The following is a 20,165-nucleotide window of genomic DNA, read 5'->3' as shown; positions in this document are numbered from 1 at the left end:
GGAGCTGATAATATGACATTTGAAGGGAAAGTAGCTGTGATCACCGGCGCGGGACAGGGCCTTGGGGCCGGCTTCGCCAAGGACTTCGCCAGGCAGGGCGCCAGCGTCTATCTGCTGGGCCGCACCCTGTCCAAGGTGGAGAAGGTGGCTGAGGAGATCCGCGCCGCCGGCGGCAAGGCCGTGGCCATGGGCTGCGATGTGAGCGAGCAGGCCCAGGTGGAGGCCTGTTTCCGGGATATCCTGGCCCGGGAGGGCAAGGTGGACATCCTGGTGAACAACGCCGCCTACTATAAGTCCAACTCGGTGCTGGAGACCACGGTGGAGGACTGGAAGCGCCACATCGACAGCAACCTGAACGGCACCTTCTACTGCATCAAGGCGGTACTGCCCGGCATGATCGAGCGGAAGTACGGCAAGATCATCAACATGAGCTCCTCCGGAGCCAAGCTCTTCTTCCCCGGCTTCGGCGCCTACGCTGCCTCCAAGGGCGGGATCGTCAGCCTGACCCAGATCCTCTCGGAGGAGGTCAAGCAGTACGGCATCAATGTCAACGCCATCTATCTGGGCATGACCAACACCGAAAAGACCCGCGAGCGCATCGACAGCGACCCCGCCGTCACCATCAAGCTGGACGAGATGCTCCAGGTGGACGAGGTCTCCAAGGTGGTCTGCTTCCTGGCCTCGGACGACGCCGCTCCCATCATGGGCGCCGCCATTGATGTCTTTGGCAAGAAAGCGTGATTTTTCCCCTTCCTTAAATATAACAAAATATGAAACAGAAAGAAGGTATCCAGATGGTCAGTACCAACAAGCGCGCCATGAAAGTGGTGGAGGAGATCCTGGAGAATGCCGACGCGTTGGGCTGCAAGGTCATTAAGCTGGACTGCGGCGCCACGGTCATCGACATGGGCCTGAACTGCCGGGGCAGCTGGCAGGCCGGTATCCTCTTCACCCGAGCCTGCATCGGCGACCTGGGTGTGGTGACGCTCAGCGACTTCAAGCTCAATGACCAGTACAGCTTTGCGGCTGTCAACATGTTCATCGAGCAGCCCCTCATCGCCTGCCTGGGCTCTCAGATCGCCGGGTGGAAGCTGGGCGAGGGCGAGTTTGCCACCATCGGTTCCGGTCCGGCCCGGGGCATCGCCCATGTGGCCTCCGACTGGTATTTTGAGATGACCGACTACAAGGACGACTACGACAAGGCGGTCCTCTGCATCCAGGACGTGAAGTATCCCGATGACAAGATTGCCATGGAAGTGGCCAATGCCTGCCATGTGAAGCCGGAGGACACTTACATCCTCATGTCGGACAGCACCTGTGTGGCCGCTTCCATCCAGGTCTCCGCCCGGATGCTGGAGCAGACCTGCCACAAGATGTTTGAGAAGCATTTCGACCCCGCTCAGATCGTCATGATCCGCGGCAAGGCCCCCATCGCCCCCGTGGTGAAGGATGAGCTCAAGACCATGGGCCGCATCAACGACGCGCTGATCTACGGCAGCGAGATCGAGGTGTGGGTGGATGCCGAGGACAAGGACATTGCCAAGGTGATCCATCAGCTGGCAGGAAAGACCTCCTCTCCCAACTACGGCGATCTGTTTGAGGATGTGTTCAAGGAGGCCGGATGCGACTTCTTCTATGTGGATCACGACGTCCACTCGGTGGGCAAGATCCAGATCCACAACATCAATACCGGCCGTGCCTACTGCGCCGGCGAGATCAACTACGAGGCGCTGGAGCGCAGCTTCCTGCACTAAGCAGAGAATCCGGAACGGGATTATATTTTTTTCACGTATTAATAGTACTACATATAGCAATACCACCAGACTACAATATAGGAGGAACCGAGATGCTTTCAAACGAAAGACTGTTGAAACTGTATCGTGACATGGTCATGATCCGCCGCTTCGAGGAGGTCATTGAGACCTATGCCGCCAACGGCACCGTGCCCGGCTTCGTGCACCTGTCCATCGGCCAGGAGGCCTGCCAGGCCGGCGTGGTGGACTGCCTGCGCAAGACCGACTACAAATTCCCCGATCACCGGGGCCACGGCGCCATCTGCCTGTGCGGCACCGACCCCAAGCTGGTCATGGCCGAGATCTTCGGCAAGGCCACCGGCATCAACCACGGCCGCGGCGGCTCCATGCACGTCAACGACCTGGACTGCGGAAACATGGGCTTCAACGGCATCCAGGGTTCCACCATGGTCACTTGCCTTGGTACCGCCTTCAGCGCCGTGTATCATCACACCGACGCGGTCACCGCCGTATTCATGGGCGACGGCACTCTGGGCGAGGGCACCTGCCACGAGAGCATGAACATGTCCGCCACCTGGAAGCTGCCCATCATCTACTGCCTGGTGAACAACCAGTACGCTATTTCCACCAAATATACCGAGGCCCATCCCCAGAAGCGCCTGAAGACCTGGGGCGAGGGCTACGAGGCGCCCAGCTTCTACGTGGACGGCAACGATATCGAGGCCGTGGTGGAGGCCACCGAGGCCGCCGTGGAGCGTGCCCGCAAGGGCGAGGGCCCCACGCTGCTGGAGTTCGACACCTACCGCTGGCAGGGCCACTTCGCCGGCGACCCCGCCGCCTACCGTCCTGACGACGAGGTCCAGGCCTGGAAGGACCGGGATCCCGTGAAGCTGTGCCGCGCCACCATGCTGGAGCGGGGCATCAGTGAGGACGAGATCAGGAAGATCGAGGACGAGGAAGAGGCCCACGTGCAGGATATGCTGAAGTTCTCCCTGGAGAGCCCCTATCCCGGCGTGGAGACCGCTACGACCTATACTTATGCTGACAGAGAGGTGGAGACGAGATGAGCAGAGGCAAGAAGCTTTCTTACGGCATGGCCATCAACGAGGCCCTGCATCAGATCATGGAGCAGGATGAGCGGGTATTCATCCTGGGCGAGGACGTGGCCAAGATGGGCGGCGACTTCGGCATCACCAAGGGCATTTGGGCCAAGTGGCCCGAGCGCATCAAGGACACCGCGCTCTCCGAGTCCGCCATCCTGGGCCTGTCCTGCGGCGCCGCCGTCTGCGGCCTGAAGCCCGTGCCCGAGATCATGTTCGCCGACTTCCTGGGCGTGGGCTTTGACCAGATCACCAACAACGCCGCCAAGCTCAACTTCATGTACCAGGGCAAGGCCCACTGCGGCATCACCGTCCGCGCTCCCCAGGGCGGCGGCATCCGCTGCGCCTACCATCACTCCGCCTGCGTGGAGTCCTGGTTCCTGAATACCCCCGGCCTAGTCATCGTGTGTCCCACCACCCCCTATGAGGCCAAGGGCCTGCTCATTTCCGCCATCAAGAGCGACAACCCCGTGCTCTTCCTGGAGCACAAGGCCCTGTACAATGTGAAGGGCGAAGTACCCGAGGAGATGTACGAGCTGCCCCTGTACGAGGCTGAGATCGAGCGGGAGGGCAGCGATGTGACCATCGTGGCCACCCAGACCATGCTGGCCAAGGCCCACAAGGCTGCCGAGGAGCTGGCCAAGGAGGGCGTCTCCTGCGAGATCATCGATCTGCGCACCGTGTTCCCCTATGACAAGGACACCATCCAGAAGTCCGTGGCCAAGACCGGCCGCCTGGTCATCGCCCAGGAGGGCGTGAAGGTGGGCGGCTGGGCCGCTGAGATCTCCGCCATGATCAACGAGGACGTGTTCGAGTACCTGCGCGGTCCCATCAAGCGCGTCACCGGCCTAGATTCCCCCATGCCCTTCTCTCCCGGTCTGGAGGACTATGTGATGCCCCAGCAGGAGGACCTGGTCAAGGCCATCCGCGAGGTCATGGAATATTAAGCGGAGGAGGATGCGAAAATGATCACGAAATACGGTATGCCGAAGTTCGGCCTCTCCATGGAGACCGGCATCATCGGCGAGTGGCTGGTCAGCGAGGGCGACGCCGTGAAGAAGGGCGACGCCCTGGTGGAGGTCAGCACCGATAAGATCACCAACACCGGCGAGGCCCCCTGCGACGGCATGATCCGCAAGATCATCGCCCAGGTGGATGACGAGATCCCCTGCGGCGAGACCATCTGCCTCATCGCAGACAGCATGGACGAGCCCATCGAGAGCGACGCTCCCGCCGCTGCTCCTGCCGCCCAGGCCGCTCCCGCCGCTGAGGCTGCTCCTGCTGCGGCCCCCGTGGCCGCCGCCGTTCCCGCTGACGTGAAGATCACGCCCCGGGCCAAGAAGATCGCCGAGGAGAAGGGCCTGGCCTATGCCCACATCAAGGGCACCGGCCTGCTGGGCATGATCACCATTGACGACCTGAAGAAGTACGGCAAGCCCATTGCCGAGACCGCCGCTCCCGCACCTGCTCCTGCTGCGGCTCCTGCCACTGCTGCTCCGGCTCCTGCCGCCGCTCCTGCCCCTGCGGCCGCTCCGGCACCCGCCGCCGCGCCTGTTGCTGCCCCCGCTCAGGTCTACAACACCATCCCCTGCGCCGAGGGCGACGTCATCACCAAGATGACCCCCATGCAGGCTGCCGTGTGCAAGGGCATGATGAACTCCCTCCAGGGCTCCGCCCAGGCCACCATCACCACCGAGGCCGACGTGACGGGCCTGGTCAAGACCTACAAGTCCATCAAGGGCAAGTACAAGAACGCCGGCGTGAAGCTCAGCTACACCGCCATGCTCATCAAGTCCGTGGCCCAGGCGCTGGAGAACCATCCCGACATGCGCATGTCCATGGCCGACGCCAACCACATCAAGACCACCGCCCGCATCAGCGTGGGCTGCGCCGTGGACGTGCCCGGCGGTCTGATCGTTCCCGTCATCCGGGACGCCAACCTGAAGGACCTGCGCACCATCTGCCTGGAGCTCTCCGACCTGACCGAGCGGGCCAAGGCCGGCAAGCTCAGCAGCGATGAGCTGGGCAACGCCACCATCACCATCTCCAACCTGGGTATGTTCGGCATCACCTATTTCACTCCCGTGCTCAACGCGCCCGAGAGCGCCATCCTGGGCGTGGGCGGCATCGTGGAGAAGGTACTGGTGAAGGACGGCGGCTTCTATCCCGGCTCCGTCATGAACCTGAGCCTGACCCATGACCACCGTGTCATCAACGGCGCCCCCGCCGCCCGCTTCCTGCAGGAGGTCGTCACCGGCCTGCAGGACTTCAAGTGGCTGTAAGGGATACTGAAAGCGCGCACCCATACCGGGTCCCGGCGACATGATATTGAAGTGGGCGGAAACGCCCGCGGAACCGAAACGACGGCGGCCAACCATCCCGGTTGGCCGCCGTCTGTTCCAGGGCCCTGTTCCTCTAATCCAAGTCAAAGCGGCGTGCCCCGTCGGGCGCCGCCGGAACAGAAAGGACCGTGGCTATGAAAAAGATCGACACCATCATCAAAAATGCCTACCTTATCACCATGAACGGCAAACGGGAAGTGCTGCCCGGCGCCTGCATCGCGGTGGAGGGCGACAAGATCCTGGCGGTGGGAGACAGCTCCCTTCTGAAGGAATACCAGGCTGGCCGGGTCATCGACGCGGCGGGCAAGTATGTGTTCCCCGGCTTTATCAGCACCCATTCCCACCTGTTCCAGACCATGCTCAAGGGCCTGGGGCGGGACAAATTCCTGCTGGACTGGCTCAACAGCTCTGTCCGGGTGGCTCTGCACAATTACGACGAGGAGACGATCTATTACGCCGCCCTCAACGGCTGCATCGAGGCCATCCGCTCCGGCACCACCACCATCCTGGACTTTATGTACGCCCATCCCATCAAGGGGCTGGATGACTGCGTGACCCAGGCGTTTGAGGATATCGGCATCCGGGGCATCCTGGGCCGGGCCTATTCCAATGTCAGCACCTTCCCGCCGGAGATCGCCTGCCCCATGGTGGAGACCGAGCAGGATTTCTTCGATGACGTGCGGCGGCTGGAAAAGAAATACCGGGACCACTCCCGCATCGGCGTCTGCATGGCCCCCGGCATCATCTGGGACCACACCGACGACGGCTTCCGGGAGATGCGGCGTACCGCCGACGAGCTCCATATGCCCATCACCATGCATCTGGTGGAGACTCCCGATGATGACGCCTTCTCCCAGCAGATGTACCAGGAGGACACCATCCCCCACCTGGAGAAGCTGGGTGTCCTGGGGCCCGACTTCATCGCCGTCCACTGCGTGTACATGCGGGATGAGGACCTGGAGACCTTTAAAAAGTACGGTGTGAAGGTCTCCCACAATCCCAACTCCAATATGGTCCTGGCCTCCGGCGTGGCCCGCATCCCCGAGATGCTGGAGAAGGGCATCACCGTCAGCCTGGCCTGCGACGGCTCGGCCAGCAATGACACCCAGAACATGCTGGAGACCATCAAGGCCGCCAGCCTGATGCAGAAGGTGTATCACCGGGATCCCTCCCTCATGCCCGCCTCCGCCGTGGTGGAGCTGGCCACCCTGGGCGGCGCGAAGGCTCTGGGCCGGGAGGACAGCCTGGGCTCCATCGAGCCGGGCAAGAAGGCCGACCTGGTCATCTTCGATCCCATCAGCCCCTTCTCCAATCCGGTCCACGATCCGGTCAGCGCCCTGGTCTATTCCAGCAGCCCCAGCAATATCCACACTGTGCTGGTGGACGGCAAGGTGGTGCTGGAGAACGGCCATATGACCACCGTGGATGAGGAGAAGATCCTCCGGGAGGCCCAGCGGCTGGGCGCCCGCCTGGTGGAGCGCTCCGGCCTGGGCAACGTCCAGTGGGGACAGAAGATGCCCCCGCTTCATATTGGGTAAAACTGAGAGGAGAACAGGATGAACAAGCTGAACTTTTTCCGTACCCCCAAAGAGAACCTGAAAATAAACATGGTGTTCCGGGATGAGAAGCATCTGGCCGGACTGAAGGCTGCCTCCGCGGAGACCGCAGTTATGCCCGATGTGAGCGAGTATTATACCGACCTCTATTTTCCCAAGGCCCCGGCGGACCGGCCCTATACCTTCTCGTCCATCGTGCTCTCATCCGACGGCAAGATGGCCTACCAGGACAATCCCGCCGGCCCCCTGGTGGCAAAAAACAATTTCCTGGATCCAGACGGCTCCCTGGGGGACTTCTGGGTGCTCAACGTGCTGCGCTCCTACGCCGACGCCATCATCGTGGGAGCCAACACCCTGGCCAAGGAGCCCGGCATCACCTGCCACGTCTATGACCAGGACCTGACCGGGCAGCGGCGGGAGTATCTGGGCAAGCGGTATCAGCCCGCCGGTGTGGTGGTGTCCTTTGACGCCACCGACATCCCCTTTGACCACTACTCCTTCCATGTGGACCCGGCGGAGGAGCTGAAAATGGTCATCGCCACCGGCCCCGACGGCATGGAGTACATCAAGGCCAACTCCCCCCTCAGGCATGAGTTCTTCGGCCCGTTCCGCAGCCGGGAAGAGGTGGACGCGGCTGAGCTGCCCGCACTGTATCAGGATTTCGGCGTGGTGCCCGTTATCATTACCGGTGAGGGGAAGACGCCCGACTCCCGCCTCCTGATGTACGTGCTGAAAAAATTGGGGGTGGAGAAGCTCTGTGTGGAGTCTCCGTCCTACTGCGCCGCCATGCTGAAGGAGGAGCTGCTGGACGAATACTTTATCGACTACTCCATGGTCTTTGTGGGGGGCACCACCACGCCCGGCTCCTTTGTGGCCTACGGCTATCTGGACCATCCCCACGCCGACCTCATCTCCCTGGGAGTGCATAAGAGCAATTTCCTGTTTACCCGGCAGAAGATCCGCTACGGGGTCAAAAACACCACGGACCTGTCGGGTTATCAGTACTGAGCCGGCCGGAGCGGCGCACGGCAGGCCTGGGGGAGACCCCTTCGTCACGGCTTTGCCGTGCCGCCTCCCCTCGCAGGAAGGCTGACTGCGGGGGTCTCGTCCGGCCCAATTGAATTTGATATCAGTAAGGAGAAGGATACTATGTACGATTTAGTAGTGATCGGCGCGGGCCCCGGCGGCTATGTGGCCGCCATCCGCGCCGCCCAGCTGGGCATGAAGACCGCCATCGTGGAGAAGGACGCCTGCGGCGGTACCTGTCTCAACTACGGCTGCATCCCCACCAAGGCCCTGTATAAAAATGCCGAGGTGGTGGACGAGATCGCCCGGGCCGCCGAGTTCGGCGTGGATGTGAAGGGCTACAGCATCGATATGGAGAAGGTCCAGGCCCGGAAGGACAAGATCGTCAAGACCCTGTCCGGCGGCGTGGAGGGTCTGCTCAAGGCCAACAAGGTGGAGCTGGTCCGGGGCGCGGCTAAGATCATAGCTCCCGGCAAGGTGGAGGTGAACGGCAAGGTGCTGGAGACCGGCAAGATCCTCATCGCCTCCGGCTCCAAGTCCTCCAAGCCTCCCATCAAGGGCATCGACAATCCCGGCGTCATCACCAGCAAGGAGGCGCTGGAGATGGACCACGTGCCCGGGAAGATCGTCATCATCGGCGGCGGCGTCATCGGTATCGAGTTTGCCGGCATCTACCGCGCCTTTGGCGCCGAGGTCACCGTGGTGGAGTTCATGCCCAAGATCATCCCCGCTGTGGACAAGGAGATCACTGACCGGCTCCAGAAGCTGCTGGAGAAGAAGGGCATCCGTTTCATGGTGGGCACCAGGGTGGAGGAGATCAGCAAGAGCGGCTCCGCCCTGTCGGTGACGGTGGACAAGGCGGGGGAGAAGAGCAGCCTGCCCTGCGACCAGGTGCTGGTCTCCACCGGCCGCGAGCTGGACATCGAGGGCCTCAACCTGGACGGCCTGGGCGTCGCCTACGACCGCAAGGGCGTGAAGGTGGACGAGAACTATATGACCAGTGTCCCCGGCATCTACGCCATCGGAGACGTGATCGGCGGCGTGATGCTGGCCCATGTGGCCTCCGAAGAGGGCAAGGTCTGCGTGGAGCGCATGGCGGGTGAGGACGCCCGGGTGGATTACGACCTGATCCCCAGCGCCATCTTCACCTTCCCCGACGTGGCCAGCATCGGCCTGTCGGAGGAGCAGGCCAAGGAGCGGGGCCTGGAGTACGAGGTGGGCAAATTCCAGTTTGCCGGCAACGGAAAGGCCTTGACCATGAATGCCGCCGAGGGTATGATGAAAGTGATCGTGTCCAGGGACAAGCAGAAGATCCTGGGCGTGCACATCGTGGGCCCCAACGCCAGCGACCTGCTGGCCGAGGCCGCCCTCGCCATGCGGGGCGAGTTCACGGTGGAGGAGGCCGCCAACACCATGCACGGCCATCCCACCCTGTCCGAGGCCTTTGAAGAGGCCCTGACCCTGACCCTGGGCCGGGGCATCCACAGCATGCCCGCCCGCAAAAAGAAGTAATACTGATTTCAAATAAAATGCTTTATTTGAAATCCCGCGTGCTTTGCACGCTCGTGCCGCACATGCGTGCGTCACGGCGTCTCATAAAAACCTGACGCGCTTTGCGCTATAAAAAGCTGTACAGCTTTTTATCAGGTTTTCGTATAAAAAGACCGGCAAGGGCTCCGCCGCGCGGGACACGGCGGAGCCCTTGGTATAAAAGGAAAGGAGCCCATCGCCATGGAATTAAAATGTTACGATCAGCCCCAGTTCATCGAGGAACTGGTGTTCCGCATCGCCCCCGGCCAGGTGGAGCGGTACATTGAGCTGGAGACTGAGATCTTCTCCGAGCCCCTGTCCCATGTCAGCGGTTTTCTGGGAGGGGAGACCTGGGTGAGCCTGGACAACGAGGGGGAGGTCACCTCCCTCTACTTCTGGGAGAGCGAGGCGGCCTACCACGGCGTGGACCAGGTATGGCTGGGCGGCCAGAAGGAAAAAATGGGACAGCTCATGGGGGATGACGCGGTCTTTGTCCGGGCGGGCCATGCGGAAAACCGCCGCTTCCGGGTGCGGGAGTACCGCTGATGACCGGGGGGATCCGGCAGAAGCGGGATCTGCCCCTTGAGCGGGAGGATGTTCCCCGGCCGGTCCCCAGGACCTGGTGGGAGGGGCCGGACCCCATCCGCCTGACCCTCACCGCCAACGCCGGTATCCTGCTCTCATGGCGGGACCACAAGCTGCTGGTGGACGGACTGCACAGCAGCCGGGACCACGATTACAGCCCGGTGCCCCGGAGCGTGCTGGACGCCATCCAGGAGGGCAAGGGAATGTGGGGCGGCGTGGAGTGGGTGTTCTACACCCATCTGCACCTGGACCACTTCTCGGGCCGGGAAACCCTGCGCCTGATGGAGAAGCAGCCGGTCCGCAGGCTGTTTCTGCCGGCGGGGGAGGAAGGCCCCGGTATCTCTCCTGACATCGGGGAGCTGCGCGCCTGGCTCATGGCCTCTGCCGCCCCGGTGCAGGAGCTCTCCCTGCCTGAGTACCGCCCCGCCTGCTGGCCCCTGGCCCCTGACGCCCGGGTCACCGCCATCCGCTGCGCCCACATCGGGGAGGGGTATGAGGATGTGGAGTACTACTGCTTTCTTTTTCAGCTTGGAGCGCGTACCGTGCTCTTTCTGGGGGACGCGGCGTGCGACGCGGACTATTTCCGCACGGTGCTCCGGGGATGCCCTGTGGATACGGCAGTGGTCAATCCCCTCTTCCTCACCCGGCCCGACGGCCGGGAGACCATACGGGAGGCCATCTGTCCCCGGCGGCTGGTGGTGGACCACATCCCCTTTGCCTGTGATGACCGGATGCGGATGCGCAGATTGGTCAGCCGCACCCTGATTCGGGAGGAGGAGCGGCTGCCCCCGGCAGCCGTCCTCTGGGACGAGGGAGACGGTGTCATTCTCTGAACGGTGGAACACAGGGACCGGACCGGCGGGATACCGCCGGTCCGGTCCTCTGCCGTTTGGGGTGATAGGACTGGCCGGCGGTCACATAGGATAGTCTGAAGTACAGGCAATGAGAGGAGGGGCGCCAATGGAAGAGCGGGTGGCCGATCTGCGCTGCAAGGAAGTGATCAGCATCACCGACGGGAAGCGCTATGGATATGTGGGAGACGTGAAGATCGATCTGGAGAGCGGAAGGCTCCTTGCCCTGGTGGTACCGGGGCGGCTGCGTTTTTTTGGACTGCTGGGACGGGAGGAGGACCGGCTCTTTCCCTGGGACTGCATCCGGCGGTTCGGCGAGGATATCATCCTGGTGGAGGACTGCCCGCGGGAGAGCCTGCCGGAAGGAGAGGAGAAAACGATCAGGCAAAAGCGGAAATAAAAAGAAGATAAACGGTAATATTTCTGTATATAATGCTGGTTTTTCGAGAGAAATGCCCCGAGAACGGGAAAAAAGAGCGGAAATATGAAGGAAACACTTTACCTTGTGAAAAGATGTGATATAATAGCGTGTAAAGCGCAGGAATAAAAATTGAACTTTACAGTGTGTTAAAATAAACACATATACTTTTTATAGGAGAGACCAATATGTGCGGTATCGTCGGTTTTGTTGGAAGGGAAGAGGCGGCCCCCATTCTGCTGGATGGCCTGCGCCGCCTGGAATACCGGGGCTATGACTCGGCTGGCGTGGCGGTCTACCATCCGGAGGACGGATTGCAGGTGGTCAAGACCAAGGGACGCATTCAGGTCCTGGCCGGCCAGGTGGAGGCACGGGGCGGCGTCCGGGGTACCATCGGGCTGGGCCACACCCGGTGGGCCACGCATGGAGAGCCTTCGGACGTGAATTCCCATCCACATGTGAGCGAGAACGGACGCATTGCAGTGGTGCACAACGGTATCATCGAGAACTACGCCGAGATCAAGGAATTTCTCCAGTCCACCGGCGTGCGTTTTGCCTCGGAGACCGATACCGAGGTAGTGGCGCAGCTGCTGGAGTACTATTATGACGGCAATATTCTGGACGCGGTGACCAAGGTGCTCCACCGCATCCAGGGCGCCTACGCCCTGGGCATCCTGTGTGCCGACTGCCCCGACCGCCTCATCGCCGCCCGGAAGGACAGTCCGCTGATCCTGGGCTTCGGCGACGGCTTCCACGTGATGGCCTCCGATGTGACGGCGGTCATCAAGTACACCCGGGACGTGTGTTATCTGGATGACGGCGAGATTGCCGAGCTGACCGCCGATCATGTGTGGGTGTACGACGCCTATCTCCGCCCGGTGCAGAAGGAGCACCGCCATGTGGACTGGGAGATTTCGGCCGCCGAGAAGGGCGGATATGAGCATTTCATGCTCAAGGAGATCATGGAGCAGCCCAAGGCGGTGCGGGACACCATTTCTCCCCGCATCCAGAACGGAGAGGTAGTGCTGGACGGGCTGGACTATCCGGCGGACTACCTGCAGGATCTGGACAAGATCTACATCATTGCCTGCGGCTCCTCCTACCATGTGGGCATGGCGGCCAAGTACACCCTGGAAAAGCTGCTGCGCAAGCCGGTGGAGGTGGCCCTGGCGTCGGAGTTCCGCTACTGCGACCCTATCGTCACCAAACGCACCCTGGCCCTGGTCATCAGCCAGTCCGGCGAGACCATTGATACCCTGGCCGCCATGCGGGAGGCCAAACGCCTGGGGGCACGGGTGCTCTCCATCGTCAATGTGGTGGGCTCCACCATCGCCCGGGAGTCGGACGACGTGCTCTACACCTGGGCCGGTCCGGAGATCGCCGTGGCCACCACCAAGGCCTATTCCACCCAGCTGGTGGTGATCTACCTCATCGGACTGTGCTTTGCCCGGCGGATGGAGACCATCCCGGCGGAGGAATACGCCGCCGTGCTGGAGGAGCTGCAGCGGCTGCCCGACAAGCTGGAGCAGGTGCTGGAGCAGCGGGAGCGCATCCAGTATCTGGCCTCCATCTACTTCAACCACCCATCGGTATTTTTTATCGGGCGCAACATCGACTACGCCGTGGGGCTGGAGGCTTCCCTCAAGCTGAAGGAGATCTCCTACCTCCACTCGGAGGCATACGCTGCCGGCGAGCTCAAGCATGGCACCATCTCCCTCATCGAGCCGGGCACCCTGGTCATCGCACTTGCCACCTATGGAACGCTGTTTGAAAAGACCATGAGCAACGTGGTGGAGGTGAAGAGCCGGGGGGCAGACGTGCTGGGCCTGACCACCGCACCGCTGGAGAAGGCTATGGCCAAGGTGGTGGACCATACCATTACGGTGCCTGAGATCCACCCCATGCTGCTGCCCTCGCTGGACGTGGTGCCCATGCAGCTGCTGGCCTACTATGTGGCCCTGATGCACGGCTGCGACATCGATAAGCCCCGGAATCTGGCAAAATCCGTGACGGTGGAGTGACCGCTGCCGGCTTTGCACAGGGCGGGAGGCCTTTGAAGGAACGAAGGGCCCCGTCTGCTATATCACGCAATGGAGGTATCCCAAACTGTGAAAAAACTGATCTCTCTGGCGCTGGCGCTTGCTCTGGCGCTGCCCCTCTCCGCCTGCGGCGGTTCTCCCGCCGCGCCGTCCTCTGTCCCCTCCGCGGCTCCCGGCGGGGAGAGCGCCGCGCCCGCGGCCGAGCCCAGAGTGGTGAACTACGGCATGTCCAACGCCTGGGATTCCCTGATGCCCTATAACAGCCCGTCGGGCAGCAATTATTCCCGCATGGTCTACGACAAAATCTACGACCGCCTGGCCTATGTCCATGCCGACGGAACGGTGACTCCCCGGGCCGCCGACTCCTGGGAGAGCGCCGACGGCGGATTGTCCGTGGTGTTCCATCTCAATGAGAAGGCTGCGTTCCACGACGGCACGCCTGTCACGGCGCAGCACTGGGCGGACACCATCGCCCTGATGACCGATCCCGACTGCCCCGCCGTGGGCCGCTCGGTGTTCTCCTGCCTGGCCGGGACCGACGCCTCCGGAGCCCAGGCAGCAGGGGAGACCCTGGGCGCTCAGGCGGTGGACGGGCATACCCTGAAGCTGACCTTCAAATCCCCCACTACGCCGGAGGATTTCCTGCTGGACAAGAACCGGGAGTTTTATGTCCTGCCCACCCACCTGCTGGAGGGCGTGGCCCCGGCGGAGGTGATGGAGCAGGAACTGTGGGCCGCCCCGGTGGGCTCCGGGCCCTGTGTGTTCCAGTCCGAGGTGACGGGCAGCACCCTCACCTTGACGGCGAATGCCGCCTACCAGCTGGGCGCGCCGGGGTTTGACACCCTGGTCATCACTGTGATGGACAAGTCCAGCCTGCTCACCGCCCTTATCGCCGGGGATCTGGACTACTACGCCATCGGCGGCAGCGTGTCGGCGGAGAACGCCCCCGCCGCCGAGAGCGCCGGCCTGACGGTGCAAAAGGGTACTGTGCCCAACACGTTCTATGAGCTGATGCTCAACAGCGAGACCATCCCGGACGCCAGGGTGCGCCGGGCCATGGAGCTGGCGCTGGACAAGGAGCTGCTGTGCCAGCAGTCCACCGGCGGAAACGGCGTGGTCACCGGCACCTCTGTCCTGCCCACCTGCGCCTTTTATGCCGGAGACTACAACACCTCCTATGACCCCGAGGGGGCAAAGGCTCTTCTGGCCGAGGCCGGATATGACGGCACGGGCTACCGTCTGGCCTGTACTTCCAACCGGGCCGGCCTGGCCGCACTGATGCAGCAGCAGCTTCAGGAGGTGGGGATTAACGTGACCATCGACACGGTGGATTCGGCCACTATGTTCTCCGGCATGGCCGACGGCACCTATGACATGGGCATTGCCAGCCATACCCCCAGCGCCCTGCCCCTGTGGTTCACCGCCACCCGCTTCTCCGAGGGGAACAATATCTTCCATGTAGCCGATCTGGCCCCCTATGAGGAGCTGATCGGAACTGTGGCCAATGAGACCGACGCCGCCGCCCGGAAGGAGGCCGTCCAGGCTCTGGAGGACCTGCTGGCCAGTGAGCGGCCCTTTATCCCGCTGTGGTTCGGCACCGCCCTTCACGTGGAATCTCCCACGGTGAGCGGCATCGACTACCCCTCCGCCAGCTTCTCCAACGAGAACGTGTGGGAGTGGGTCAAGGAATAAGGAATAGGGACGGAGCGGCTGCCCCGGACCCGTCCAAACCAAGTATAGAGACCTCCGTAGGGCCCTGAGCGGCCCATGCTCCCGCCGGGAGCCGGAAGTGCAGGAGGAATTGATTTGATTCGCTATATTCGTACCCGGCTTTTTACCGTGATCCCCGTGTTTTTCGGCATCACGCTTCTTGTGTTTTTGTTCCTCGACCTGGGACCGGGCACCATCGCCGACCTGATGGGCGAGGGAGGCGGTTCCGTCGATGCGGACCGGGCCGCCGTGGAGGCCAGGCTGGGTCTGGACCAGCCCCTGCCGGTGCGCTACGCCCGCTGGCTGAGCGGTCTGCTCCGGGGGGATCTGGGCAAGTCCTATCAGACTGGCCGTCCGGTGGCGGATACGATCGCCCAGCGGGTGATGCCCTCCATCATCCTTACCGGCACCGGGGTGGTGCTGGCAGTGGCCCTTGCGGTGCCTCTGGGAGTGCTGGCGGCCTGGAAGCCCCGCTCAGGGTGGGACAGGCTGGCCACTCTCTCCTCCATGGTCAGCGCCGGTGTTCCCGGCTTCCTGCTGAGCCTGATGGCGGTGTACCTGTTTTCCGTGGGCCTGGGCCTGCTGCCCTCCTCGCGGATGTACACCACCGGCAGCAGCGGTACCCTGCCTGATCTGCTCCGCCACCTGATCCTGCCCGCCGGCGTGATCTGCGTGAGTAACATGGGCAGCCTGGTGAAGCAGACCCGCAGCGCCTGCCTGGAGGTCCTGGGCGAGGACTATATGCGTACCGCCTGGGCCAAGGGACTGAAGGACCGGGCCGTCATGACCCGTCACATGCTCCGGGGGGCCCTTATCCCCATCCTGACCACCATCCTCAGCCACATCCCCCACATCATCGGCGGCTCAGTGGTGGTGGAGCGGGTCTTTGGCTGGCCGGGGATGGGCAGCCTGATGTTCTCCGCTATCATGAGCCGGGACTTCAACCTGGTCATGGGAGTGACGGTGGTCATCGCCCTGACCGTGCTGTGCACCAACCTGCTGCTGGATCTGGTCTATGGACTGGCCGATCCCCGGGTGCGGTATGGGAGGGGCGCGGTATGAACGGATATAACGCAAGCGGGGTATTCGCCCGCTTCCGCCGGGACCGCCGGGCCATGCTGGGCCTGTATATCCTGCTGGCGGAGCTGCTTCTGGTGCTCCTTCTGCCCCCGCTGATGGGGCTGGAGCCCAATGTGACCGACCGGGCGGCCGGCTTCTGGGCCGCGCCCTCGGCACGGCACTGGCTGGGGACCGACGACGTGGGCCGTGACCTGTTTGCCCGGCTGATCTGCGGCGGACGGATCTCCATGCTGGTAGGCTTTGCAGCCGCCGCCATCAGCGTGGCGGTGGGCGTGCCCCTGGGACTCATCGCCGGATACCGGCGGGGAGCGTGGGAGTTCTGCATCATGCGGTGCGCCGACGTGTTCCAGAGCTTCCCCAGCATCGTGCTGGTGCTGTGCATGGTGGCGGTGGTAGGTGCCTCGGTGTGGAACATCATCCTGGTCATCGGACTGCTGGGCTGGACCTCCGTGGCCCGGCTGGTGTACGGCAATACCCTGTCGGTACGGGAGAAGGAGTATATCCAGGCGGTCCGGGCCCTGGGAGGCAGTACCGCCACCGTCCTGCGGCGGAACGTGCTGCCCAACGTGGTCTCTCCCGTGTGGGCCGCCCTGTCCCAGCGCGTGGGCCGGGCCATTTTGTCAGAGTCCAGCCTCAGCTTTCTGGGCGTGGGCATCCGTACTCCCCAGGCGTCCTGGGGCAATATGATCCAGTACGCCACCAATCCGGCGGTCTTTGCGGGAAAGCCCTGGGTGTGGCTTCCGCCCGGACTGTGTATTGTGGCGACGGTGATCGCCCTTCAGTTCGTGGGGGACGGCCTGCGGGACGCCCTGGATCCCAAATGGGCGCCGGCCTGCGCTGCCGAGCAGCCCCTGGTCTGCCGTGACACGCCGGAGGAGCTGCTGCGGGAGGTGGACGGAGCGTCCCACAGAGGGCTTTTGGGTCGCGGAATGTCAACGAAACGAATGAGCGCCGATCAGATCACCTGAGTGCAGCAAAAGGCGCCCCTGTGAAAAACAGGGGCGCCTTTTCCGCGTCCAGACGGCCCGGTCATACTAAAACCTGTTAAAAAGCTTGAAACGCTTTTGATAGCGCGAAGCGCGTCAGGTTTTTATGAGACGCCGCGACGCACGCATGTGCGGCACGAGCATGCCCAGCATGCGGGATTTCAAATAAAGCATTTTATTTGAAATCAGTATCAGAAGCCCATGGTGTCGCTGAGATCGTCGGCCAGCTCACCGACGGTGCGCATGGCCTTGCGGGCTTTGCGCTTCAGATCGCGCTTTTTGGGCTCCATGGCCATGGAGAGCGCGGCGCCTGCCAGGATGCCAAGTCCCATGCCGCCGAGAAAGGGGTGCTGTGTCATTATACATTCCTCCCTTGCTGCCCGCGGTATGAATCACCCGGGACAGGATACTGCTATTCTTCCCGGAAAGACAGAAAAATGCGTTGCTAAATAATGAGATTCAGGCTATAATAAATTCAGACTGGGCAGTTGCAGGCCGGACAAAAGGCCGCGGACCCAGGGAAAGGGGCGGGGGTGGAATACCTGGTCCCTTTTTCCATGTAAGGAACTTGTTTTTTGAGATAGAACGATCCACAGAAAGGAGTGTTCGCGTGAAACTGCTGATTCAGCAGGGACGGCTGGTGGACCCGGCCAGCGGCATCGGCGGCGTGATGGACGTGCTCATCGAGGACGGGAAAGTAGCCGTTATTGGCAGCGACATCCGGGACAGCGAGGCTCAGGTGCTGGACGCCAGAGGCATGGTAGTGTGCGCGGGTCTGGTGGACATGCATGTCCACCTGCGGGACCCGGGCCTGGAATACAAGGAGACCATTGAGACCGGCGCGCTGGCGGCCGCCCACGGCGGCTTCACCTCCGTGGCCTGTATGCCCAACACCAGGCCGGCGGTGGATTGTCCGGAGCAGGTGGCCTATGTGCGAGATAAAGCTGCCGGCGCCTGCGGCGTCCATGTGTGGCCCATCGGCGCGGTGAGCGTGGGGGAGAAGGGAGAAGAGCTGACCTGTTTCGAGGCCCTGAAGGAGGCCGGGGCGGTGGCCCTCTCCGACGACGGCATGCCCATCCAGAACGCCAACCTGATGCGGGACGCCCTGATCCTGGCCCGCAGGCAGGAGCTCACCGTCCTCTCCCACTGCGAGGACGCGGATATGGTGAAAAATTACGCCGTCAACGAGGGACGTATCTCCCGGCAGCTCCGGCTGCCCGGCCGGCCCGCCATCGCCGAGGAGCTGATGGTCTGCCGGGACGCCATGCTGGCTGAGGAGACCGGCGGCGCGGTCCATATCTGCCACATCAGCACTGCCCGGTCAGTGGCCCTGGTGCGGCGGTACAAGAAGAAGGGGGTACATATCACCTGCGAGACCTGCCCCCAGTACTTCTCCCTCACCGAGGACGAGATCCTGGAAAAGGGCAGCCTGGCCCGGGTGAATCCGCCCCTGCGGACCAGGGCTGATGTGGAGGCCATCATCGAGGGCCTGAAGGACGGCACCATCGACGCCATCGCCACCGACCACGCACCCCACTCCGCTGAAGAGAAGGCACGGCCTCTGGAGAGCGCCCCCAGCGGCATGGTGGGGCTGGAGACCGCCCTGGGCGTCACTCTGACCTATCTCTACCATACCGGAGAGATGTCCCTGTCCGACATCCTGCGGAAAATGACCCTCAACCCGGCCTGTATCCTGCGCATCAACAAGGGCCGTCTGGCCCTCGGCGGCGACGCCGACCTGGTCATTTTCGACCCGGACGAGGAGTGGACGGTAGACCCGGAGCAGTTTGCCTCCAAGGGCCGCAATACCCCCTTCGGCGGCCATAAGCTGAAAGGCAAGGTCAAATATACCATCGTGGGCGGCAGGATCGTGTATCAGGACGCCTGAACGCTGCCATAAAACCGAAGCTATCATATTGGAAGGAGAATTCCCCATGTCCTTTGATGTACTTCAGGAAAAGATCATCGCGGTGAAAAACCCCACAGTGGTGGGTCTGGACCCCAAGCCCGACTATGTGCCCGCCCACATCCGCAAGGCGTGCTACGAGCAGTATGGCGAGACGCTGGAGGGCGCCGCCGAGGCCATCTACCGCTTCAACTGCGGCCTGATGGACGCCCTGGCCGGCCTGATTCCCGCGGTCAAGCCTCAGTCCGCCTACTACGAGCGGCTGGGCTGGCGGGGCATGGAGGTGCTGGAGCGCACCATCCGCTACGCCCATGAGAAGGGCCTCTTCGTCATTGCCGACATCAAGCGGGGCGACATCGGCTCCACCGCCGAGGCTTACAGCGACGGTTGGCTGGGCGCCACCGAGGTGGAGGGCAAGCGCCTGTCCAGCTTCAACGCCGACTGCGTCACCCTCAACGGCTACATGGGCTCCGACAGCGTCAAGCCCTTCCTCAAGACCTGCCGGGAGGAGGACAAGTGCGCCTTCGTGCTGGTCAAAACCTCCAATCCCGGCTCCGGCGAGCTTCAGGACGTTGCAGTGGAGGGCGGCAGAACGGTCTACGGCGTGATGGCCAACCTCATCGAGACGTGGGGCACGGGCACCCGGGGCAAGTACGGCTACACCATGGCCGGCGCCGTCACCGGCGCCACCCATCCCCGCCAGCTCCAGGAGATCCGGGCCATGATGCCCAACACCTTCCTGCTGGTGCCCGGCTACGGCGCCCAGGGCGGCACCGCCGAGGATGTGCAGCACGCCTTCCACAAGGGCGGCCGGGGCGCCATCGTCAACTCCTCCCGGGGCATCATCTGCGCCTGGAAAAAGACGGGCAAGGACGGCGAGGACTATCAGGAGGCCGCCCGCAACGCCGTCATCGCCATGCGGGATGATATCTGCCGGTACACCAATATCGAGTAATGGTTTTCCCGCCTGCGGGCGGGACAAAAATACTCATAGTAGCAAAGAAAATCATTTGCTGAATTATCTTTGCCCGCCCGCGGGGCGGGGACGGGGGCTGTCCTCGCCGGACGGGCCGCCTGCCCGGCGGGGGCCCCATTTCTTTTGCCAAAAGAAATGGGGGAAAGAAAAAGCCCCAAGAGGTGCACGGCGCGGCTGCGGTGATATGGGTGTCATCGGTAAATTGCCGTAGGGCGGGGGGCCCCGCCCCCCCCCCCCGCCCCGCTCGGGTTCAATAGGGGGTTTCTGTTAAAAAACGACCCCCCGCTGGGTCAGTCCGGGATGTGT

General features: G+C 62.8%; 18 protein-coding genes. 17 read left to right on the top strand and 1 reads right to left on the bottom strand.

Translation table 11 applies throughout. The features are described from left to right. The first annotated feature begins 12 nt into the window (after positions 1-12). From ACTNBZ_RS09980 to ACTNBZ_RS09910, 15 genes are all read left to right on the top strand, one after another. On the top strand, positions 13-741 hold the full coding sequence (locus tag ACTNBZ_RS09980; RefSeq protein WP_441209539.1) for an SDR family NAD(P)-dependent oxidoreductase: 729 nt from the start codon (positions 13-15) through the stop codon (positions 739-741). Between the two features lie 53 nt (positions 742-794). Further along, positions 795-1,754 carry a methenyltetrahydromethanopterin cyclohydrolase gene (gene mch / locus ACTNBZ_RS09975; RefSeq protein WP_441209537.1) on the top strand — a complete coding sequence of 320 codons (960 nt, stop codon included), beginning with the start codon at positions 795-797 and terminating at the stop codon, positions 1,752-1,754. Positions 1,755-1,846: 92 nt separating this feature from the next. After that, positions 1,847-2,821, top strand: a complete 975-nt coding sequence (locus ACTNBZ_RS09970) for a thiamine pyrophosphate-dependent dehydrogenase E1 component subunit alpha (protein ID WP_441209535.1) — start codon at positions 1,847-1,849, stop codon at positions 2,819-2,821. Continuing rightward, complete coding sequence (locus ACTNBZ_RS09965) at positions 2,818-3,801, top strand: alpha-ketoacid dehydrogenase subunit beta (protein ID WP_441209533.1); 984 nt, start codon at positions 2,818-2,820, stop codon at positions 3,799-3,801. The genes ACTNBZ_RS09970 and ACTNBZ_RS09965 overlap by 4 nt, the downstream gene beginning before the upstream one ends. Positions 3,802-3,819: 18 nt before the next feature. Continuing rightward, complete coding sequence (locus ACTNBZ_RS09960) at positions 3,820-5,136, top strand: dihydrolipoamide acetyltransferase family protein (protein WP_441209531.1); 1,317 nt, start codon at positions 3,820-3,822, stop codon at positions 5,134-5,136. A 194-nt stretch (positions 5,137-5,330) separates the two neighbouring features. Further along, positions 5,331-6,734: an amidohydrolase family protein gene (locus ACTNBZ_RS09955; RefSeq protein WP_441209529.1), complete on the top strand. Its 1,404-nt coding sequence runs from the start codon at positions 5,331-5,333 to the stop codon at positions 6,732-6,734. An 18-nt stretch (positions 6,735-6,752) separates the two neighbouring features. Then, positions 6,753-7,760 carry a dihydrofolate reductase family protein gene (locus tag ACTNBZ_RS09950; protein ID WP_441209527.1) on the top strand — a complete coding sequence of 336 codons (1,008 nt, stop codon included), beginning with the start codon at positions 6,753-6,755 and terminating at the stop codon, positions 7,758-7,760. Positions 7,761-7,901: 141 nt separating this feature from the next. Then, positions 7,902-9,290, top strand: coding sequence for a dihydrolipoyl dehydrogenase (gene lpdA / locus ACTNBZ_RS09945; RefSeq protein WP_441209525.1), 1,389 nt, complete (start codon positions 7,902-7,904; stop codon positions 9,288-9,290). 219 nt (positions 9,291-9,509) lie between these two features. Beyond that, the gene (locus ACTNBZ_RS09940) at positions 9,510-9,854 is read left to right on the top strand and encodes an antibiotic biosynthesis monooxygenase (protein ID WP_441209523.1); all 345 of its coding nucleotides are present in this window, start codon (positions 9,510-9,512) and stop codon (positions 9,852-9,854) included. Beyond that, the gene (locus ACTNBZ_RS09935) at positions 9,854-10,726 is read left to right on the top strand and encodes an MBL fold metallo-hydrolase (protein WP_441209521.1); all 873 of its coding nucleotides are present in this window, start codon (positions 9,854-9,856) and stop codon (positions 10,724-10,726) included. The genes ACTNBZ_RS09940 and ACTNBZ_RS09935 overlap by 1 nt, the downstream gene beginning before the upstream one ends. A 127-nt stretch (positions 10,727-10,853) precedes the next feature. Continuing rightward, complete coding sequence (locus ACTNBZ_RS09930; RefSeq protein WP_441209519.1) at positions 10,854-11,144, top strand: YlmC/YmxH family sporulation protein; 291 nt, start codon at positions 10,854-10,856, stop codon at positions 11,142-11,144. 206 nt (positions 11,145-11,350) lie between these two features. Further along, positions 11,351-13,183: a glutamine--fructose-6-phosphate transaminase (isomerizing) gene (gene glmS / locus ACTNBZ_RS09925; protein WP_441209517.1), complete on the top strand. Its 1,833-nt coding sequence runs from the start codon at positions 11,351-11,353 to the stop codon at positions 13,181-13,183. Between the two features lie 87 nt (positions 13,184-13,270). Then, on the top strand, positions 13,271-14,893 hold the full coding sequence (locus ACTNBZ_RS09920; RefSeq protein ID WP_441209515.1) for an ABC transporter substrate-binding protein: 1,623 nt from the start codon (positions 13,271-13,273) through the stop codon (positions 14,891-14,893). A 114-nt stretch (positions 14,894-15,007) separates the two neighbouring features. Continuing rightward, positions 15,008-15,973: an ABC transporter permease gene (locus ACTNBZ_RS09915; protein ID WP_441209513.1), complete on the top strand. Its 966-nt coding sequence runs from the start codon at positions 15,008-15,010 to the stop codon at positions 15,971-15,973. Next, entirely contained in the window at positions 15,970-16,959 is a 990-nt protein-coding gene (locus ACTNBZ_RS09910; protein ID WP_441209511.1) for an ABC transporter permease, read from the top strand. The genes ACTNBZ_RS09915 and ACTNBZ_RS09910 overlap by 4 nt, the downstream gene beginning before the upstream one ends. A 209-nt stretch (positions 16,960-17,168) precedes the next feature. Here ACTNBZ_RS09910 and ACTNBZ_RS09905 read toward each other — a convergent pair whose 3' ends face one another. Beyond that, positions 17,169-17,336, bottom strand: coding sequence for a hypothetical protein (locus ACTNBZ_RS09905; RefSeq protein ID WP_441209509.1), 168 nt, complete (start codon positions 17,334-17,336; stop codon positions 17,169-17,171). Between the two features lie 251 nt (positions 17,337-17,587). Here ACTNBZ_RS09905 and ACTNBZ_RS09900 point away from each other — a divergent pair, with 251 nt between their 5' ends. Together ACTNBZ_RS09900 and pyrF are read left to right on the top strand one after the other, a co-directional pair. After that, the gene (locus ACTNBZ_RS09900) at positions 17,588-18,865 is read left to right on the top strand and encodes a dihydroorotase (RefSeq protein ID WP_441209507.1); all 1,278 of its coding nucleotides are present in this window, start codon (positions 17,588-17,590) and stop codon (positions 18,863-18,865) included. 46 nt (positions 18,866-18,911) lie between these two features. Further along, positions 18,912-19,838: an orotidine-5'-phosphate decarboxylase gene (gene pyrF / locus ACTNBZ_RS09895; RefSeq protein ID WP_441209505.1), complete on the top strand. Its 927-nt coding sequence runs from the start codon at positions 18,912-18,914 to the stop codon at positions 19,836-19,838. The last annotated feature ends 327 nt before the right edge of the window (positions 19,839-20,165 follow it).

The sequence above is a fragment of the Pseudoflavonifractor sp. HCP28S3_F10 genome (genome assembly GCF_052065415.1).
Taxonomy (GTDB): Bacteria; Bacillota; Clostridia; order Oscillospirales; family Oscillospiraceae; genus Pseudoflavonifractor_A.
Note: the sequence above shows the minus strand (reverse complement) of the source record. Positions and strands in the feature narration are given on the sequence as shown.

Excerpts from the sequence above, each read along its gene's own strand:
- ACTNBZ_RS09955 (WP_441209529.1), top strand. The coding sequence starts at position 5,331 with ATGAAAAAGATCGACACCATCATCAAAAATGCCTACCTTATCACCATG.
- ACTNBZ_RS09950 (WP_441209527.1), top strand. The coding sequence starts at position 6,753 with ATGAACAAGCTGAACTTTTTCCGTACCCCCAAAGAGAACCTGAAAATA.
- ACTNBZ_RS09930 (WP_441209519.1), top strand. The coding sequence starts at position 10,854 with ATGGAAGAGCGGGTGGCCGATCTGCGCTGCAAGGAAGTGATCAGCATC.
- ACTNBZ_RS09905 (WP_441209509.1), bottom strand. The coding sequence starts at position 17,336 with ATGACACAGCACCCCTTTCTCGGCGGCATGGGACTTGGCATCCTGGCA.
- ACTNBZ_RS09980 (WP_441209539.1), top strand. The coding sequence starts at position 13 with ATGACATTTGAAGGGAAAGTAGCTGTGATCACCGGCGCGGGACAGGGC.
- lpdA (WP_441209525.1), top strand. The coding sequence starts at position 7,902 with ATGTACGATTTAGTAGTGATCGGCGCGGGCCCCGGCGGCTATGTGGCC.
- ACTNBZ_RS09935 (WP_441209521.1), top strand. The coding sequence starts at position 9,854 with ATGACCGGGGGGATCCGGCAGAAGCGGGATCTGCCCCTTGAGCGGGAG.
- ACTNBZ_RS09910 (WP_441209511.1), top strand. The coding sequence starts at position 15,970 with ATGAACGGATATAACGCAAGCGGGGTATTCGCCCGCTTCCGCCGGGAC.
- ACTNBZ_RS09960 (WP_441209531.1), top strand. The coding sequence starts at position 3,820 with ATGATCACGAAATACGGTATGCCGAAGTTCGGCCTCTCCATGGAGACC.
- pyrF (WP_441209505.1), top strand. The coding sequence starts at position 18,912 with ATGTCCTTTGATGTACTTCAGGAAAAGATCATCGCGGTGAAAAACCCC.
- mch (WP_441209537.1), top strand. The coding sequence starts at position 795 with ATGGTCAGTACCAACAAGCGCGCCATGAAAGTGGTGGAGGAGATCCTG.
- ACTNBZ_RS09940 (WP_441209523.1), top strand. The coding sequence starts at position 9,510 with ATGGAATTAAAATGTTACGATCAGCCCCAGTTCATCGAGGAACTGGTG.
- ACTNBZ_RS09970 (WP_441209535.1), top strand. The coding sequence starts at position 1,847 with ATGCTTTCAAACGAAAGACTGTTGAAACTGTATCGTGACATGGTCATG.
- glmS (WP_441209517.1), top strand. The coding sequence starts at position 11,351 with ATGTGCGGTATCGTCGGTTTTGTTGGAAGGGAAGAGGCGGCCCCCATT.
- ACTNBZ_RS09965 (WP_441209533.1), top strand. The coding sequence starts at position 2,818 with ATGAGCAGAGGCAAGAAGCTTTCTTACGGCATGGCCATCAACGAGGCC.